The organism is Streptomyces sp. AM6-12 (genome assembly GCF_044327085.1).
In the GTDB taxonomy this organism is placed as follows: Bacteria; Actinomycetota; Actinomycetes; order Streptomycetales; family Streptomycetaceae; genus Streptomyces.
Map to the genome: position 1 here is coordinate 214,008 of NZ_JBIQWN010000001.1, position 15,996 is coordinate 230,003.

General features: G+C 71.5%; 16 protein-coding genes and 1 pseudogene. 5 read left to right on the forward strand and 12 right to left on the reverse strand.

The genetic code is table 11. The features are described 5' to 3' along the window. Nucleotides 1-141 precede the first annotated feature (141 nt). Both glgX and ACE4Q9_RS01060 read right to left on the reverse strand, forming a co-directional pair. Nucleotides 142-2,283 (reverse strand): glycogen debranching protein GlgX, encoded by a 2,142-nt coding sequence (gene glgX / locus ACE4Q9_RS01055; protein ID WP_397982275.1) that lies wholly within the window; start codon nucleotides 2,281-2,283, stop codon nucleotides 142-144. Between the two features lie 476 nt (nucleotides 2,284-2,759). Then, on the reverse strand, nucleotides 2,760-3,947 hold the full coding sequence (locus ACE4Q9_RS01060; protein WP_397982276.1) for a PucR family transcriptional regulator: 1,188 nt from the start codon (nucleotides 3,945-3,947) through the stop codon (nucleotides 2,760-2,762). Between ACE4Q9_RS01060 and ACE4Q9_RS01065 the strand changes: the two are divergent. The 4 genes and pseudogenes from ACE4Q9_RS01065 to ACE4Q9_RS01080 form a co-directional block, all read left to right on the forward strand. After that, nucleotides 3,934-5,940 (forward strand): annotated as a pseudogene (locus tag ACE4Q9_RS01065) (xanthine dehydrogenase family protein molybdopterin-binding subunit); the annotation flags it as partial. The gene ACE4Q9_RS01060 and the pseudogene ACE4Q9_RS01065 sit on opposite strands and share 14 nt — an antisense overlap. A 260-nt stretch (nucleotides 5,941-6,200) precedes the next feature. Next, complete coding sequence (locus ACE4Q9_RS01070) at nucleotides 6,201-6,365, forward strand: hypothetical protein (protein ID WP_397982277.1); 165 nt, start codon at nucleotides 6,201-6,203, stop codon at nucleotides 6,363-6,365. Nucleotides 6,366-6,367: 2 nt separating this feature from the next. Further along, entirely contained in the window at nucleotides 6,368-6,643 is a 276-nt protein-coding gene (locus ACE4Q9_RS01075; RefSeq protein WP_397982278.1) for a DUF4190 domain-containing protein, read from the forward strand. A gap of 64 nt (nucleotides 6,644-6,707) precedes the next feature. Continuing rightward, a complete protein-coding gene (locus tag ACE4Q9_RS01080; protein WP_397982279.1) occupies nucleotides 6,708-7,403 on the forward strand; it encodes a hypothetical protein in 696 nt (231 codons plus the stop codon). 47 nt (nucleotides 7,404-7,450) lie between these two features. Here the strand turns inward: ACE4Q9_RS01080 and ACE4Q9_RS01085 are convergent, their stop codons facing one another. Together ACE4Q9_RS01085 and ACE4Q9_RS01090 are read right to left on the reverse strand one after the other, a co-directional pair. Beyond that, a complete protein-coding gene (locus ACE4Q9_RS01085) occupies nucleotides 7,451-7,600 on the reverse strand; it encodes a hypothetical protein (RefSeq protein WP_397982280.1) in 150 nt (49 codons plus the stop codon). A 45-nt stretch (nucleotides 7,601-7,645) separates the two neighbouring features. Next, nucleotides 7,646-8,128, reverse strand: coding sequence for an ATP-binding protein (locus tag ACE4Q9_RS01090; protein WP_397987081.1), 483 nt, complete (start codon nucleotides 8,126-8,128; stop codon nucleotides 7,646-7,648). Between the two features lie 151 nt (nucleotides 8,129-8,279). Between ACE4Q9_RS01090 and ACE4Q9_RS01095 the strand changes: the two genes are divergently transcribed. After that, complete coding sequence (locus ACE4Q9_RS01095) at nucleotides 8,280-8,660, forward strand: STAS domain-containing protein (protein WP_397982281.1); 381 nt, start codon at nucleotides 8,280-8,282, stop codon at nucleotides 8,658-8,660. A 113-nt stretch (nucleotides 8,661-8,773) separates the two neighbouring features. Here the strand turns inward: ACE4Q9_RS01095 and ACE4Q9_RS01100 are convergent, their stop codons facing one another. From ACE4Q9_RS01100 to ACE4Q9_RS01135, 8 genes are all read right to left on the reverse strand, one after another. After that, complete coding sequence (locus ACE4Q9_RS01100; RefSeq protein ID WP_397982282.1) at nucleotides 8,774-8,932, reverse strand: urease subunit gamma; 159 nt, start codon at nucleotides 8,930-8,932, stop codon at nucleotides 8,774-8,776. A 4-nt stretch (nucleotides 8,933-8,936) separates the two neighbouring features. Further along, nucleotides 8,937-9,887, reverse strand: coding sequence for an urea transporter (locus ACE4Q9_RS01105; protein ID WP_397982283.1), 951 nt, complete (start codon nucleotides 9,885-9,887; stop codon nucleotides 8,937-8,939). A gap of 148 nt (nucleotides 9,888-10,035) precedes the next feature. Then, nucleotides 10,036-10,404: a hypothetical protein gene (locus tag ACE4Q9_RS01110; protein WP_397982284.1), complete on the reverse strand. Its 369-nt coding sequence runs from the start codon at nucleotides 10,402-10,404 to the stop codon at nucleotides 10,036-10,038. Nucleotides 10,405-10,453: 49 nt separating this feature from the next. Then, a complete protein-coding gene (locus ACE4Q9_RS01115; RefSeq protein ID WP_397982285.1) occupies nucleotides 10,454-11,380 on the reverse strand; it encodes a serine hydrolase in 927 nt (308 codons plus the stop codon). Nucleotides 11,381-11,512: 132 nt separating this feature from the next. Beyond that, on the reverse strand, nucleotides 11,513-13,342 hold the full coding sequence (locus ACE4Q9_RS01120) for a protein-arginine deiminase family protein (protein ID WP_397982286.1): 1,830 nt from the start codon (nucleotides 13,340-13,342) through the stop codon (nucleotides 11,513-11,515). Between the two features lie 342 nt (nucleotides 13,343-13,684). Further along, complete coding sequence (locus ACE4Q9_RS01125) at nucleotides 13,685-14,176, reverse strand: hypothetical protein (RefSeq protein WP_397982287.1); 492 nt, start codon at nucleotides 14,174-14,176, stop codon at nucleotides 13,685-13,687. 173 nt (nucleotides 14,177-14,349) lie between these two features. After that, entirely contained in the window at nucleotides 14,350-14,625 is a 276-nt protein-coding gene (locus tag ACE4Q9_RS01130; protein WP_397982288.1) for a hypothetical protein, read from the reverse strand. A 393-nt stretch (nucleotides 14,626-15,018) separates the two neighbouring features. Next, the gene (locus ACE4Q9_RS01135; RefSeq protein WP_397982289.1) at nucleotides 15,019-15,942 is read right to left on the reverse strand and encodes an NADP-dependent oxidoreductase; all 924 of its coding nucleotides are present in this window, start codon (nucleotides 15,940-15,942) and stop codon (nucleotides 15,019-15,021) included. Nucleotides 15,943-15,996: the final 54 nt, after the last annotated feature.

Below are 15,996 nucleotides of genomic sequence, written 5' to 3' on the forward strand. Positions count from 1 at the left end.
CCCTCACCGGCCGTGCCGGATTCTTCAGCCCGGATGGCGGCAGGTACCCGGGTCCGGGCCGTGTCCAGGGCGTGACGCGGCCCGGCGGATCGGTCTGTCGCCTGCCTCGTGGCGAGGGGTTGGACGCCGCCCGGGCGGGGGTCAGCCGTCCTGGTGACCCCGCAGGACGAGCATGGCGTGGGCTTCGACCTCGACCTCGCTGCCGCCCTTGATCAGCGGCCGGTACTCGGTGTAGGGGATGGCCGTGTCCACCTCCACCGCCCACCACCGGCCCGTCTCCTCGGGGAGGGTGAAGGTGAGGGCCTGGTCATGGGCGTTGAAGAGCAGGAGGAAGGAGTCGTCCTGCACTCGCAGGCCGCGCAGGTCCGGTTCCGTGATGGCGTTCCCGTTGAGGTGGACCATCAGGGATCTGGCGAAGCCGGTGTCCCAGTCGGTGTCGGTCATCTCGCGCCCGGCGGGGGTGAACCAGGTGATGTCCTTGCTGTCGGCGCTGGTTCCGCGCGCCACCCGGCCCTTGAAGAAACGTCGGCGGCGGAAGACCGGGTGGTCGCGGCGCAGGGTGATCAGCCTGCGCGTGAAGTCCAGCAGTTCGCTGCCTTCGGCGACGTTCGCCCAGTCGATCCAGGTCAGCGTCCCGTCCTGGCAGTAGGCGTTGTTGTTGCCGTGCTGGGTGCGGCCGAGTTCGTCACCGTGCAGCAGCATGGGCACGCCCTGGGAGAGCAGCAGGGTGGCGAGGAGGTTGCGCTGCTGCCGTGCGCGCAGGGCGAGGACGTCACGATCTCGGGTGGGGCCCTCCACGCCGCAGTTCCAGGAGCGGTTGTGGTTCTCGCCGTCCCGGTTTCCCTCGCCGTTGGCCTCGTTGTGCTTGCCGTTGTACGACACCAGGTCGCGCAGGGTGAACCCGTCGTGCGCGGTGACGAAGTTGACCGACGCGTAGGGGCGGCGGCCGTCGCTCTGGTAGAGGTCGGAGGAGCCGGTAAGGCGGGAGGCGAACTCCCCCAGGGTGCCGCCCTCGCCGCGCCAGAAGTCGCGCACGGTGTCACGGTACTTGCCGTTCCACTCGGTCCACAGCGGGGGGAAGTTGCCGACCTGGTAGCCGCCGTCGCCGACGTCCCACGGCTCGGCGATGAGCTTGACCTGGGAGATGACCGGGTCCTGCTGGACGAGGTCGAAGAACGAGGACAGCCGGTCGACCGCGTGGAACTGCCGGGCCAGGGTGGCGGCCAGGTCGAACCGGAAGCCGTCGACGTGCATCTCGGTCACCCAGTAGCGCAGCGAGTCCATGATCAGCTGAAGGGTGTGGGGGTGGTTCATCCGGAGGCTGTTGCCGGTGCCGGTGGTGTCCCAGTAATAGCGTGGGTCCTCGTCGGACAGGCGGTAGTACGCCGCGTTGTTCAAACCCCTGAAGGACAGCACCGGACCGAGGTGGTTCCCCTCCGCGGTGTGGTTGTAGACGACGTCGAGGATCACCTCGATGCCTGCCTCGTGCAGGGTCTTGACCATCGAGCGGAACTCCTGCACCTGCTCGCCCCGCTGCCCCGCGGAACAGTAGGCGTTGTGCGGCGCGAAGAATCCGATGGTGTTGTAGCCCCAGTAGTTCGACAGTCCCTTCTGTACCAAGGCGTGGTCCTGCACGAACTGATGGACCGGCATGAGTTCCACCGCGGTGACACCGAGCTTGGTGAAGTAGTCGACCATGGCCGGGTGCGCGAGCGCGGCGTACGTGCCGCGAATGGCCTCCGGGATCGCGGGGTGGGTCCGCGTCATGCCCTTGACGTGGGCCTCGTAGATGACCGTCTCGTGGTACGGGGTCCGCAGCGGGTGGTCGCTGCCCCAGTCGAAGTAGGGGTTCACCACCACCGACTTCGCGGTGTAGGGCGCGGAGTCCAGGTCGTTCCGCCGCTCGACGTTCCCGAAGCGGTAGGGGAAGAGGGCCTCGTCCCACTGGACTTCGCCTTCGATCGCCTTGGCGTAGGGGTCGAGCAGCAGCTTGTTCGGGTTGCAGCGATCACCCCGCTCCGGATGGCAGGGTCCGTGCACCCGGAACCCGTAGCGCCGGCCGGGCCCGACATCCGGAAGGTAGATGTGGTGGACGAAGCCGTCCACCTCGCGTAGCGGGACGCGCTCCTCCGTGCCGTCTTCGTCGAAGAGGCACAGCTCCACGAGCTGTGCGACTTCGGAGAACACGGCGAAGTTCGTCCCGGCGCCGTCGAAGGTGGCACCCAGCGGCGACGTCCTGCCCGGCCGCGGACCCATCTTCGTGCTCTCTTGCCAGATACGCATGATCACGTCCCTCCCGAGCAGGATGGTGGGAAGCCCACGCCCGCCGTTCACTTCTGCCCGGTCCGGCCGCGGGCATTCTCCCTGCGCCCGGTCCGCCACCGCGGCACATGCCGGCGGTGAACACCGCGGCCGGGAAGTGGAACAACCGACGCGCGGCGGCCGAACGGCTGCGGCCCGAGACCCTCGTCCACCCTGACGGGCTCGTCGCCGCCTACGCCGCGCTCGTGGCAGCTCGGGGACGGTGCGCCGGTGGGCGGAGGCGGCTCGGTTGCCGATGGGGCACGACGGCCTGGCGGACCGGATGATCGACTGGGCCGGCTGACGCGGGCTCGCCAGGGAGCGGGGCCGAGTGGGAGGGGGCCGCGGCGCCGGCCGTGACCATGTCGTGGTCCGCGTGGAGATCCGCGCCGGACCACACCAGGTCGTGTCCCTGGTGTCCGGCCAGCCGGTGCAGGAGCCGGGCCCGGCGGTCGGCGTCACCGTCGTGGCGCGGATGAAGTCGACGAACGTGCGGGACGAGCGGTCGTAGCGGCGGAGGCGCCGCTCGGGTCCACGGCCGTCGTGGCCGGCGGGCAGGCCGGGTCCGTGCGGCACGCCAGCGCCGCGCACAGGTCGAGTCGGTCCCTGAGCCGGGAAAGGACACGGCCCGTCAGGTGCTCTATGCGCTGGATGCGGTAGTGGACGGTGTTGACGTGCACGTGCAGCGCTTCGGCCGTGCGTGCCCAGGAGCCGTCGTAGGCGAGGAAGACCTCCAGGGTGGTCAGCAGGGCGGCGGCGGAGGCGTTCGCCGGGTCGAGCAGCGGCCCGAGGAGGGTGCTGCTGAACGCGGTGCGGACCTCGGCCGGTACGCCGGTGAGCAGCGTGCCCAGCGTGGTCAGGGTGGTGGCATCGGTCAGGGCCGAGGTGCCCGGCGCGGTGGTCCGGGCCGAGGTGAGGGCGTAGCGGGCCTGGGCCAGGCAGCCGGGCAGCCCGGTCACCGCGTTCGCCGGTGAGGAGAGTCCGCCGTACAGGAGGATGTCCGGCGCACAGGCGGCCACCGGCCGCCACGTCTCCCCCAGCCCGCGGGCGGCGTCTTCTGGCAGCACCGCGAACGCGGTCCCGTCCGGCAGGCGTCCCACGACGGCGAACGCCGGGTTCGTGAGCGCGATCGCCTCGGACAGAGCGCCCTCCGCGAGGCCCTCCTGGCGCGTGCTGGTGGCGGCTGCGACCACGCGGTACGGGCCCTCGGCCGGCAGACCGCAGGCGCGTGCCGCGGCATCGACGTCGCCGGCTCGGTGGCCGCTGATCAGGCCCCCGATGTCGTCCGCCGCCTGGCGCCGAGCGGCCCGCCGCCGGGACAGCGCCTCGCGGCAGCGGCCCAGGAACCGGGCGATCTCGTGCAGGAGTCGTGGGGGTGCTCCGGCCGCGTCCGGCAGATGCAGCCACCAGAGGTCGTACGGGGTGGCACCGGCGGCCTCCACGGCGACCGTCACCCCGCTAGTGCCTCCCAGCCGGGCAGCGGCCTCCCGTGCCGGGAGCGTCCGCGCGCCCGGAGTGGCCGCGACGGTCCGGCCGGTCGCGGTCAGGACGTAGGCGGCGGTCCCGTCGAGGTGCGCGAAGGCGGCGCCGAGTACCCGGGCCGGGGTGGCGTCCTGCGCGACCAACTGGTGGGTCCTGGACGACACCGTCCGCTACATCGGCCAGCGCGTCGCGGCCGTCGTGGCCGACAGCGAAGCGGCCGCGGAGGAGGGCTGCCGGCGCATCGAGGTGACGTACGACGTGCTGCCGGCCGTCCTCGATCCGGAGGAGGCCATGCGGCCGGGCGCGCCGGTCGTGCACGACAAGGACGCGAAGAGGCACCGGATCTCCCGCCCCCGCGACAACGTGGTCGGTGAGGCGCACGGGGTGATCGGCGACATCACGGCCGGTTTCGCCGAGGCGGACGTCGTCTACGAGGAGACCTTCCGCACCCAGCGCGCCCAGCACGCCAGCCTGGAGACGCACGGGGCCGTCGCCTGGTTCGACGAGGACGGCCGCCTCACCGTGCGCACCAGCTCGCAGACCCCCTTCCTGACCCGCCGCGCGCTGTGCGCGCTGTACGACCTGCCCGCGGAGCGGGTCCGCGTGGTCGCGGGACGGGTCGGGGGCGGGTTCGGCGGCAAGCAGGAGATGCTCGTCGAGGACATCGTCGCCCTGGCGGTGCTGAAGCTGCGGCGCCCGGTGAAGCTGGAGTACACCCGCGCCGAGCAGTTCTACGGCGCCACCACCCGGCACCCCTTCATCATCCGCGTCAAAGCGGGCGCCCGCCGCGACGGCACCCTCACCGCCTTGCAGTTGCGGGTGGTGGCGAACACCGGTGCGTACGGCAATCACGGACCGGCGGTGATGTTCCACAGCGTCGGCGAGTCCATGGCGGTCTACCGCGCCGCGCACAAGAAGGTCGACGCCTACTCGGTGTACACCCACGCCGTTCCCGCCGGGGCCTTCCGCGGTTACGGCCTCGGCCAGGTGAGCTTCGCCGTCGAGTCCGCCTTCGACGAGCTCGCCCGCCGACTCGGCTTGGATCCGCTGGAGTTCAAGGCCCGTAACGTCATCGGTGCCGACGAGCCGATGGTCACCCCCGGCGGGCACGAGGAGGATCTGCACATCGCCAGCTACGGCCTCGACCAGTGCCTCGGCGTCGTGCGCCGGGCGCAGGCCCACAAGGACGCCGGCGAAGGCGCGCCGGAGGGCTGGCTGGTCGGCGAGGGCGCGGCTCTGGCGATGATCGCGACCGGTCCGCCCGGTGGGCACATCGCTGATGCCAAGGCCGGCCTGCTGCCCGACGGCACCTACGATCTCGCCGCCGGCACGGCCGAGGTCGGCAACGGTACGACGACCGTGCACAAGCAGATCGCGGCCGGGGAGCTCGGCACGACGGTCGACCGGATCGCCATCCGCCAGTCCGACACGGATGTCGTACGGCATGACACCGGCGCCTTCGCCTCCACCGGGACCGTCGTCGCGGGCAAGGCGACGCTGCGCGCCTCACGCGCCCTCGCCGACATGCTCCTCGACTTCGCCGCCGCCCATCTGCGCGTCCCGCGCGCCGACTGCCGGCTCGCCGAGGAAGCCGTCCTGCACCCCGGCGGACGCCTGCTGCTGAAGGAGCTGTACGCCGCCGCCCGCGCGGTCGGTGTCGAGTTCTGTGCCGACGGGCGGTTCGGCGGCACTCCGCGCTCGGTCGCCTTCAACGCCCAGTGGTTCAAGGTGGCCGTCGACCCGGGCACGGGTGAGATCCGCATCCTGCGCAGCGTGCACGCCGCCGACGCGGGCAAGGTCATGAACCCGATGCAGTGCCGCGGTCAGGTGGAGGGCGGCGTCGCGCAGGCCCTCGGTGCCACCCTCTTCGAGAACGTCCGCATCGACGGGCGGGGCGAGGTCGAGACGGCCGCTTTCCGCCGCTACCGGTTGCCCCAGTACGCCGACATCCCGCGTACCGAGGTCCACTTCATGGAGACCGCGGACGCCATCGGTCCCCTGGGCGCGAAGTCGATGAGCGAGAGCCCCTTCAACCCGGTCGCCCCCGCCTTCGCCAACGCCCTGCGCGATGCGACGGGCATCCGCTTCACCGAACTTCCCCTGACCCGTGACCGCGTGTGGCTGGCGCTGCACGAGGCGGGTGTGACGGAACGTTGAACACTTCTCGGAGCCCTCCAGGGGCGGGACGGCACTGTCCGTACCGATGCGGCAGCGGAATCCGCCGGCCGGATGCGGCCTGACTGCGGTACGTGCGTCACCTGAGGACCGGTCGGTGACGTCCCCGGCGCGTGAGGCGCGCGTCCGCGGGTAACCGGCGATGTCATGAACGCGTTGACGAAACGGCCGCAGAGGCCGTCGTACGGAGGCGGCGGCGAACCGCCGTCCATCGCCTGCACCGTCGAACCGAGGAGGTAGACGTGCTCTTCCTGGTCGTCGCCCTGCTCCTGCTGGGCATCATCCTGGGCTCGGCCGCCTACCTTCCCTGGCCCGTCACCCTGCTGGCCGGTGCCGTGATCGTCGGCTGGCTCGTCGTGTTCGCCGGACGCGAGCGGCGCCGGCGCTCCCGGTCGAGGAGGGCCTGACCATGCGGTTGACCGCACCACCCTCCGCCCGCACCGGCCGACGGGACACCGAAGGCATGGCGGTGGCCTCCTTCGTCCTGGGACTCCTCGGACTGCTCGTCCTCAACCTGGTTCTCGGCCCCATCGCCATCGTGCTCGCCGTCCTCGCCCTGCGCCGGGACACACCCCGCCGGTTCCGGGCACTGCTCGGGCTGGGCCTCGGCATCGCCGACCTGGTCCTCTTCTCCGTCCTGGCCTCCGTCCACGGAGCCACCTCCTGGTCGGTCTGGGGCGGCTGACGACTCCGGGACGCCGATGCCGCGTGCGGGCGGCCCGGGGTTTCGTCGCACCCCCGCCGGGGAAATGTCGCGCGTGAACTCGTACCGGCCCCAGCAGCCCGTTTCGTGTCCCACAGGGCGCCGCGGGCGGCTGCGCTTCGACGGCTGGATCGCCGGGGTGGGCACCACGTCCGGCACCCGGCTGGTCGTCGGATACTGGGCGCGCTCGCCCTTCGGCCCGTTCGCTGACGTGATGCTGGAGCGGGCGGACGGCCACCGGCTCCTGCTGGCGCCCAGCCGGCGGACGGCGGACTTCATCGCCGGCACCTACAAGTTCGACGAGGCGCGGGTGGCGCCGGTGCGGGTCCACGTCACCGGTGGCCTCTGGACGGTCACCGCGAAACCGCACCTCGAACTGCGCTTCACCGTCGGCCGTCGGCCGCTGCCGGGCCTGCTGCTCGCCGCGGTGCCCGGAGCGCTGGCCGCGCGGCCCGGCTGGACGGCGGTGACCGATCCCCTCGCCCGCCTGCTGCTCGGCCTGCGCACACGGGGAAGCGCCGGGGGCGGCCGACGCGAGTGGTACGGCGCCCGCGATCTGCACCGGATCGTCGCGGCGAGCGCCGTCCACGAGGGCCGCGACCTCGGTTCCCTCGCGCCGGTCGAGCCCGCCGTACGGTTCGGATTCGGCTCGGCCCCCCGCTCCCCCGGCCTGGTACGCGTCACGACGACGGTGGGGCCACCCCGCGCGGCCGGACGCCGCCGGGCGTCCTCGGCACGCTGAACCGACGGCGCGTCAACCACGTTGGGCTGTTCAGCGGTTGGGGCGGTTCATGACGATGCCGCCCAGACGGGCGGGTGGCTGCGCTCGCCTCCGTCGGCGAACAGCACGGCACCGTTGACGTACGAGCTGGCCGGGCGAGTGAGGAACGACACGACCTCGGCGTCCCCGGCGTGGCCGCGGGCGGTGACGGCGGTCAAGGCGGCGCCATGCTCGCCGGGCGTGCGGCGCCGGTCCCGGTCGCCTTACAGGGGCCGGCGTCCGGCGATTGCCCCGCCCGGATCGTCGGCCAGGGCGATGCGTGCGGTGATGCGTTTGCCGACCGGCTCGCGCTGGGCTTCGAAGCCCTGGGCGACGGCCATGACGATCTCCAGGCCGTGCTGGCCGACCCGGCCGGCGTCCGCGGCCCGGGCGATCGGCAGTACCGGGTCGGAGTCCCACACGGCGACCTCGACCGTGTCACCGGTGACACGCAGGTCCAGCAGCACCGGCCCGGGGGCATACTTGCGAGCGTTGGTGACCAGCTCGCTGACCACCAACCGGGTGACATCCATCGCGCGCTGAGAGACTGGCAGGCCGTGCTCGGCCTGCACCCGAGTGAGGAAGCCGGCTGTCAGGTGGCGGGCCCGGGCGATGTCCGTGCCGTCTCCGACTAGGGCTGCGCTTGTCTCTATGACCGGCCTGTCCACCACTGCGTGGTCCGCCGGTGCCGGATCTGTCTTTTTCATCACGCCCGCCATTCGCTCCCCCGTTCATGTCGTTCCCGCACTTACCCGCGCTGCCGCGGATCACACCCTGTGTATTCCGTCGGATCGGCCACACACGGACGCGCGTCGGGCCGCACTGGGCAGGAGGGCCTGACTGTGCCAGGATCACCGCATGTCTGAGGTAGAGATGACCGGCCCCGAACCCGCCGGGCAGACCGGTCAGCTGTCGGTCGAGACCACCAGCGCCGACGGCATCCGCGTGCTGACCCTGGCCGGAGAGATCGACCACCACACCGGCGACACACTCCGCCAGGCCCTGCACGTCTGGGACACTCCCCGCCCGCGGGTCGTGGCCGACCTGGGCCAGGTCACCTTCATGGACTCCAGCGGCATCAACATCTTCATCACCGCCCACCGTGCCCTCGGCGAGGCCGGCGGCTGGCTTCGTCTGGCCGCTGCCGGCGAGTCCGTGATGCGCACCATCAGCCTCGTCGGCGTCGACACCGTCATCGACTGCCGCGAGACTCTCCACCAAGCCCTCCTCACCGGCTAGGACTTGTTCTGCTTGAGCTTGTTGAAAAGCACTCGACGCCGCTTCTGCTCAGGTAGGAGGGGATGCCGCACAGGCGTGGGCCGGGACCGTCGCCCCGCGTCAGCAGCCGGAAGTCACCGAGGCCCTCGATGCGGTCCTTCGAGCACGGCCTCGGTGATCAGCGCGGCGGCTTCGCTGTAGTTGAGCTTGGTGCCCCGGTCCCTGCGGCGCCGGGCCAGGTCCGCCACCACGTAGACGTGAAGCTCGTCGATTTCGCGGGGTGCGAGGTTCATCGCGTCACTTCGCTTTCCCGTACGACATGCCGGGCCGGTCCATCGCCGGCGCGGCCGCCAGGAAGAGCCAGGTCGTCACCACGAACGGCCAGGTGAAAGGTGATCCGCCGGACGGCTGGGCAAAAGCCGTCCAGGCGGTGGTGAAGGGCACCGAGGCCACGACGGCGAGTGCGGCGTAGCCCGCGGTCCACGGGGTGGGGGCCAGGAAGGTCGCCGCTAGCGCGATGGCGACGAGCACCGCGTTGTAGCCGTACAGCCCCTCGCTCAGGCGGTCGGCGGGCAGGCCCATCGCACAGGCGGTCACAATCGCCAGGGCACTGCCACCGGCGGCGGCCGCGGCCGCGCGCCAGGAGGTGACAAGCAGTCCGGCCAGCAGGATCAGGCCCGCGTACCACTTGTCGAGGATGAAGACCTGCCCGATGTTGTCGCAGAAGGCGTGCCCGATGTCCGCCATCGAGGGGCCGGCGGTCCGGGCGACGGCAGCGGCTGGTGCCGCGGTGGGCTCGGGGAGCGCGATCGTCATGACGCCGACGACGAGACAGTACGGGGCGGTGAGCACGGGCAGGCCCGGGCGCTCCAGGAGCCGGGCGGCGGCCGTGGTCAGCACCGAGCAGACCGCCGCGGCGAGGACGACGAGCAGCGCGGTGCGCCAGGAGGCGCCGAACCGGACGAGGAGCGCGATGCCGACGAGGCAGCCGCAGTACCCTTCGAGCCCCTGTTCCAGACGGTCACCGCGGTCGCTGCGGAGCGCCGCCGCCGTGGCGGTGGACGCCACCGTGCCGAGCAGACCGGACACCCCGATCCGCCAGTCGTCGGCGAACAGCGCGGCGAGGAACAGCAGCCCCGTCCACGGGTTCGCGCTGAGCGCGACCTGTGCGATGCCGCGCGCCTGTGTCCGCCCGACAGCGATCGGTCTCCAGCCCGCCGGCCGCACCGCCTGATCCGCTGTAGGCATGGGTGTTCTCCCTGCGCGAGGACATGTCAAAGCCATCAACTCCCCTAAGACCGGGGGGGAAGATGCGATCCCTTCAACAACTTGTTGAACACTACGCTCGGCTTCCGGCCGGACGGTTCCGGCTGAAGCCGACGACGAGTCCGGCGAGTCAGGTGCGGACAAACCGTGCCGGATTGGCCAGGTAGCGGTCGAGGTCCGGGTCTTCTTCGAGTGCGTAGAACTCGTCGTGGATCCGCCATTCCGGGCCGAGTTCGGCGCGAAGACGGGCGAGCGCTTGGCGTACCGCCTCGTTGAAGTCGCGGCACTCCGCTTCACGCCAAGGCCCCGGGTGCGGCGGATAGTCCCAGTTCAACGACGTGTCGTAGCGAGCTATCAGCGCCTTCAGGCCGTCGCGGAGGTCGTGACTGATCGGCAGACGGTCCAGATCGACCGGATACCCCCACGCGTCCCGGTCCTCAGAGGACGCCCATAGGACACCGCCTGATCCCGCGTCGAAGAAGAACCTGGCGTTGGGCACGGCGTCGACCTCTCGATATGGGTATCGGTTCACGTGGTACCCACCGTACTCAACGGGTTTGGCGCCGCAGCCCCGCCCTGGTGCGCAGCTGGTCCAGGGCGACCCGGGCCGCAGTGCCGAGGACGTCCTCGCGGGTGGGTGCGCCGAGCGTCAGCGGCCGGGTGAGCACGGCGATCGCGTACCGCCGCCCGTCGGGAAAGGTGACCGCGCCCACGTCGTTGCTGACGCCGCCCGGCACGGTGCCCGACTTGGACGCGACCAGTACGTCCGGCCCGAAGCCGGTGGCGATCTTCCGGGTGAGCCGCTGCTGTCCCAGCATCCGGCGCAGGTTCGAGCACGCTTCGGCGGGGCCGGCCTCGTCCCGCCAGACCGCGCGGACCAGGGCGGCCAGGTCGTCGGCGGTCGCACTGCTGATCCGTCCCGGCCGCATCCCCGGTGACGCCAGCACCCGCTGCCACATGGCCTCGCCCTCCTCCGGCGACGTGGCGTCCCGGATCGCGTCGGCCATCGCGGCCCAACCGGTGAATCCGGCGTCACGGGCCGCGGTGTCGAACTCCTGCTGGATCGTGCCCGGCAGGTGGAAGCCGGTGAAGCCCAGCCCGGTGAGGCGCGCTCTGACCCGTTCCATGCCGAGCCGGCGGATCAGCACGTCGGTCGCGGTGTTGTCGCTGATGGTCAGCATCAACCGGGCAAGATCCCGCAGCGAAATCTCCACCGGGTCCTCGGTGATGCAGAGCCCCTGGCCGCCCAGCGACGCCTCGGCCGGCGAGACGACCACGCGCTCGGTGGGGTCCAGCTTCCCCTCCGCCGCCTGGCAGAAGAACTCCAGGCCGATGGTGATTTTGAATGTGGAGGCCGCCACCGCGAGGTCTCCGCCCGCCACCGACAGCCGTCCTGGCCCGTCGATCTCCAGCACGCTCAGGTTCCCCCGGCAACCGCCGGCCGCGAACACCTCGTCGATCGTCTCTTCAATCATCCGCTCACGGTGGCACCCGGCGACCGCGCCGGACAGAGGTGTTCACCTTGAGCGTGTCCGCCGTCGGCTTCACGGCCCGCCGGACGGCCTCCGTCACCGGGCGGCACGGGTCCGCAGGGCGGCCCACCTCGCTCATCGTGCTGGGGTGTGGCGCTGCGGACTCCACCAGCGCTGGGTGGCGTCGCGGAGTGTGTTGGTGCCGCAGTGCACCTCGCCGCCGAGAAGGTGGTGGGTGGAGAAGTCGTCCAGGTAGCCGACCTGGATTCCGGCCGCCCGATAGGCGGCTGTCACGGCGGTGGTGAAGATGTCCCTGCCGTTGATCACTGGCCCCCACTGCGCGGGCGCCAGGTAGGAGTGGGGGCCGAGCAGGACGCCGTTGACGGGGTCCGGCGTGTAGGCGCCGAGTTTCGGGCCGGACCCGGCAGTGGGGCCGGGGTCGTTCTTGTTCTCTCCATAGCGGGCCACGTCCGGGATCCTGCCGGGCGGGCACGTCAGCGCGGGCAGGCGAACCCTGCCTGGGCCACACAGGACGCCGCTGGTATAGAGGGCCGGAACGCGGACGATCTCGGCGTCGGTGATGCCGGTCGCCCGTCGCAGCAGGCCGATGTCGGCGTCGATGTGCCGGGCGGCCCGCAGGTTGTCGGCTCGGAAGGTCTTGGAGCCGGCGGTGTCCGCGATGGTTTCCTTCGGGGGCCGCACATCCGCGTATCCGGGCCAGGAGAACATCCGTGTCGAGCCGTGGCCGCGGCGTACCGCGGTGTCCAGCACGGCCAGCCCCGCGCGGGGGTCGGCGACGCCGATCTTCCAGCCGCGCCGGGTACGGGCGGGCAGGAACTGTACGAACTCGTCGACGTGCCCGACGTGCAGCCACGAGGTGTCCAGGAGCAGGGGGGACTGCGACCGTTGCGCGAGCAGCATCGTCAGCATCGTGCGTGCCGGGCGTGTGCCGACGGATGCGCCCTGCTGCCCCATGATGATCCGTCCCGCCGGGAAGGACCGCCCGCCGTAGGTGTAGGGAGGGATCGTCTCCAGGTTCCCCAGGGAGTTCAGACTCCAGTCGGACGCGGGATCGACGGCGGTCTCCAGTACGGCCACGTCCCTGCCACGCAACGGATACAGCTCGGCCGCGCCACGACGACGGGGCGGTTCGCCGTAAAGCTGTGCGGAGCGGATCAGTACGCGCATGCTGTGGAGCCGTCCATGCGGGGCCGGCATGCTCACGTAGCCGGGCTCGACGAAGTCCTGCGTCCAGTGGTCCACGGACCACGTGGGGTTCGGGAGCCTGAGCGGCGCGGGCAGTCCCGCGGCTTTCGACGCGGCGGCGAAACCACTGACGAACCGGCGCTGCGCACGGGATTCGGGGTCCCGACCGGCGAACGTCACCACCATGGTCCGCCGGGCCGGTTGCAGGTGATGGTGCGTCAGGAGGGGTGCCGTGCCCATCGTCACCCGGTCCGAGCGCGTCCCGCCGGGGCCCGTCACGGAGAACTCGACGACCGCCTCACCGTTCCACTTCGAAAGGTCGCGCACCACGTCCTTGCCCTCCATGCCCAGCTCCACGCCCCGGCGCAGGTCCGCGGCGGTCAACCGGGTACGGGACGTCGCCACCCGCCAACCATGGGGCCGACGGAGGAAGATCCGGGTGTGTGCCGCGCCCGGCCCGACGACGCGGACCCTCCCCCACGCCGAGGAGGGCAGACGGGGTTCGGGGACCGTGCGCAGCCGTGCCAGGTCCAGGGCGTCCGCGGCGCCGTTCACGACCTCGTCCGCCGCGTCGTTGCAGACGAACGCGGCAGGTGTGTCGGTGCGCGGGCAATGCCGCGAGTCGTCGTCGATGTTCGGCAGGAAGACCGCTCCCCGATCGCGGCTCCACCGGGTCTCCCCCTGCTCGTCACCGGCGCCCGCGGCCGTGCTGACGAAGCCGTCCCGGTCGACATCGGCGCGCAGATCCGGCAGTCCCACGGGGTCCGCTGCGGCTGCGGGTACCGCAGGGCCGACAAGCGCTCCGATGCTGGCGCCGACAAGCGCTACCCGCCTCAAATGTTTCACTCAGCACCTTCAGAGGGTTACGTCCCGGTAAAGACCGATTCCGACGTAACGCACTATAGGAAGGGCGCGGAGGAGTACCTGCCGCCGACACGGAACCGCGGCGCGCGACGGGAGCGTGCGGAGCGGAGCCGGCGCGTCCTGGCGAGCGGGCGTGCGCCGGTCGCACACGGGCCTGACTCCGCGTCAGCCCCACGTGTACCTCCGTGTCGACGCGGCGCCAGGACGCCGTTTCTTCGGCGCGAGAGCGGGCGGACGTTACCTCACGTCGACGCAGTCGCCGGTGGAGTTGCTCGCGCCCCTGGTCGTGTTGCCGCTGTACGACCAGCACCCCGTGCCGTCCTTGGTGGCGGTGACGGTGATCGCCTTGCCCTTGGTGACCGGTTCCGGGGAGGCGTTCGTGCCCTGGATGCGCGAGGCACGCTGGAGTCGGACCGTCGTGGAGAGCGTGTCGGTGTCGTAACCACTGCCCTCTTTGGTGGCGGTGGCCACGGTCTTCCACGTGGTGGCGTCACTGTTGACGAGGGATCGCGGAGCGACGGTCAGCGGCTCGGAGCAGTCGTGGAAGGCGTAGCCGCCCGCGCTGGACGTGCCGACGCTCCACCGGGTCGTGAAAGCCGGCAGATCGCGCTCGCTGGTCTTGCCGTACGTACCCCGATAGGCCTTGACCCACCAGCCGTTCAGCGCACCTTCCTTCTCACCGCGTACGTCATCGGGACCTCGACCTCCGGGGGCAACGGCGGCGTCCATGTTTCGTGCGTCTGATCGATGCCGTCGCAGCACTCTGGATCATCCAGCGGAAGACGGCGGACCGGCCGAATGCGGCCCTTCCCCTTGATCGCCTTGAGTCGCACCGACGTCGCCGCGGCGTGCCGCCGGGTTGCGGGCGCCGGCGGCCGCAACCCGGCGGCAGGATTCCGCGGTTACTCCTCGGAGGCGCGTCGGCACGCCTCAAGGGCGAGCTGTGCGGGAACGTAGTCCCTCCGTAGCTCGAAGTAGCAGGCCCGTACGCCGTCCGGGCTCCCGTCGGCCGCGGCGAGGCAGGCATGCTCGACCACGGCGGGATTCGCGCCGGGGTACTGCTCCAGGACCTGATAGACGCAGCCCTGCGGAGTTGCATGGGCGGCCGGTGCGGCAGCCACGGCGCCGCTGAGCGCAAGAGCGAGGCCCCCGACTGCGGCGGCGAGACGCTTGAGCATTGCTGTTCCCTTCGGACGAGACCGCGAGTTCGTCACTCAGCGCCATTGATCGCATACGTGGTGTACCCGGTGGCGGTCTGAGTGATGCGAACAGCGCAGGTTGCTAAGGGTGAAACGCGGGGCTTACGGGGCGCACTCTCGGTGGCGCGGCGACCTGGCCCACGAAACGGGTGAGCGCCCGAGCAGACGTCCGCGGCGCTCGCAGAAGTGGTGCCGAAGTGCGTTCACGCGCACTGGTCGGCGGCCCCGGCGCCGTCCCCGGCGCAGTCAACTGACCCGGAGACGGCGGCCGAGGCGTCAGCGGCCCGCCCGGTGCCCGCGAGCGGCCCCGGCGGTCGTCGTGATGTGACCGGCCGCCCCTGGCCGGAGCAGAAGGCCGAGCACGGCCGCGGCTCAGGCGACCGTCAGCACGATCTTGCCGGTGGTGCGGCCCTGTTCACCGATCTGGTGCGCCTTCGCCGCCTCTGCCAGCGGCACGACGGTGTCGATCACCGGCCGCAGCGCGCCCCGCTCCACCAGGGCGCTGATCTCGCGCAGGCCCAAGTGGTCGGGTTCGACCAGCATCCACACCACCCGCACCCCGTCCCGGGCTGCGGGAGCGTCGTCCGGGCCGGGCAGGGTGATCAGCCGGCCGCCGGTCCGCAGGACCGTCAGGGAGCGCTCGGCCGTTTCCCCGCCGAGTCCGTCCAGCACCACGTCGATGTCGCTCACGACGTCCTCGAACCGGGCCGCGCGGTAGTCGATCACCGCGTCCGCGCCCAGGCGGCGCACCAGGTCGTGCTTGGCCGCGCTGGCCGTGCCGACGACGTACGCGCCGCGCGCCTTGGCGATCTGTACGGCGAGGTGACCGACCCCACCGGCGGCCGCGTGCACCAGCACCCGCTCGCCCGGGCGCACACCGGCGGTGTCCACGAGCGCCTGCCAGGCGGTGAGCGCGGCGAGCGGCAGGGCCGCCGCCTCCACGTGCGTCAAGGACGCCGGCTTGGGGGCGAGGTGCCGGGCCGGTGCCACCACGTACTCGGCGTAGGCGCCCGCCTGGCGGGGGAACAACGGCATCCCGAAGACCTCGTCACCAGGGCGGAACACGCCCACACCGGGGCCGACGGCCTCGATCGTGCCGGACACGTCCCATCCGACCGCCGGGACCGCGCCCCACTCGATGAGGGCCCCACTGGCACGCGTCTTCCAGTCCACCGGGTTCACCCCGGCCGCGTGCACCCGGACCAGGACCTCGTTCAGCCCCGGTTCCGGGCGCCGCACCTCCCGCTCGACCAGGTTCTCGGCCCCGCCCCACTGCTCCACGACCACCGCACGCATCGTCTTTCCTCGTCCTTCGCTGTTCTTCGTTTCCTATCGGCCCGCGCCAGGGGT

What these genes read in the sequence shown, in the direction of transcription:
- glgX (WP_397982275.1), bottom strand. Translation starts at nt 2,283, where the DNA reads ATGCGTATCTGGCAAGAGAGCACGAAGATGGGTCCGCGGCCGGGCAGG.
- ACE4Q9_RS01075 (WP_397982278.1), top strand. Translation starts at nt 6,368, where the DNA reads ATGCGGTTGACCGCACCACCCTCCGCCCGCACCGGCCGACGGGACACC.
- ACE4Q9_RS01080 (WP_397982279.1), top strand. Translation starts at nt 6,708, where the DNA reads ATGTCGCGCGTGAACTCGTACCGGCCCCAGCAGCCCGTTTCGTGTCCC.
- ACE4Q9_RS01090 (WP_397987081.1), bottom strand. Translation starts at nt 8,128, where the DNA reads ATGAAAAAGACAGATCCGGCACCGGCGGACCACGCAGTGGTGGACAGG.
- ACE4Q9_RS01095 (WP_397982281.1), top strand. Translation starts at nt 8,280, where the DNA reads ATGTCTGAGGTAGAGATGACCGGCCCCGAACCCGCCGGGCAGACCGGT.
- ACE4Q9_RS01100 (WP_397982282.1), bottom strand. Translation starts at nt 8,932, where the DNA reads ATGAACCTCGCACCCCGCGAAATCGACGAGCTTCACGTCTACGTGGTG.
- ACE4Q9_RS01105 (WP_397982283.1), bottom strand. Translation starts at nt 9,887, where the DNA reads ATGCCTACAGCGGATCAGGCGGTGCGGCCGGCGGGCTGGAGACCGATC.
- ACE4Q9_RS01115 (WP_397982285.1), bottom strand. Translation starts at nt 11,380, where the DNA reads ATGATTGAAGAGACGATCGACGAGGTGTTCGCGGCCGGCGGTTGCCGG.
- ACE4Q9_RS01125 (WP_397982287.1), bottom strand. Translation starts at nt 14,176, where the DNA reads ATGGACGCCGCCGTTGCCCCCGGAGGTCGAGGTCCCGATGACGTACGC.
- ACE4Q9_RS01130 (WP_397982288.1), bottom strand. Translation starts at nt 14,625, where the DNA reads ATGCTCAAGCGTCTCGCCGCCGCAGTCGGGGGCCTCGCTCTTGCGCTC.
- ACE4Q9_RS01135 (WP_397982289.1), bottom strand. Translation starts at nt 15,942, where the DNA reads ATGCGTGCGGTGGTCGTGGAGCAGTGGGGCGGGGCCGAGAACCTGGTC.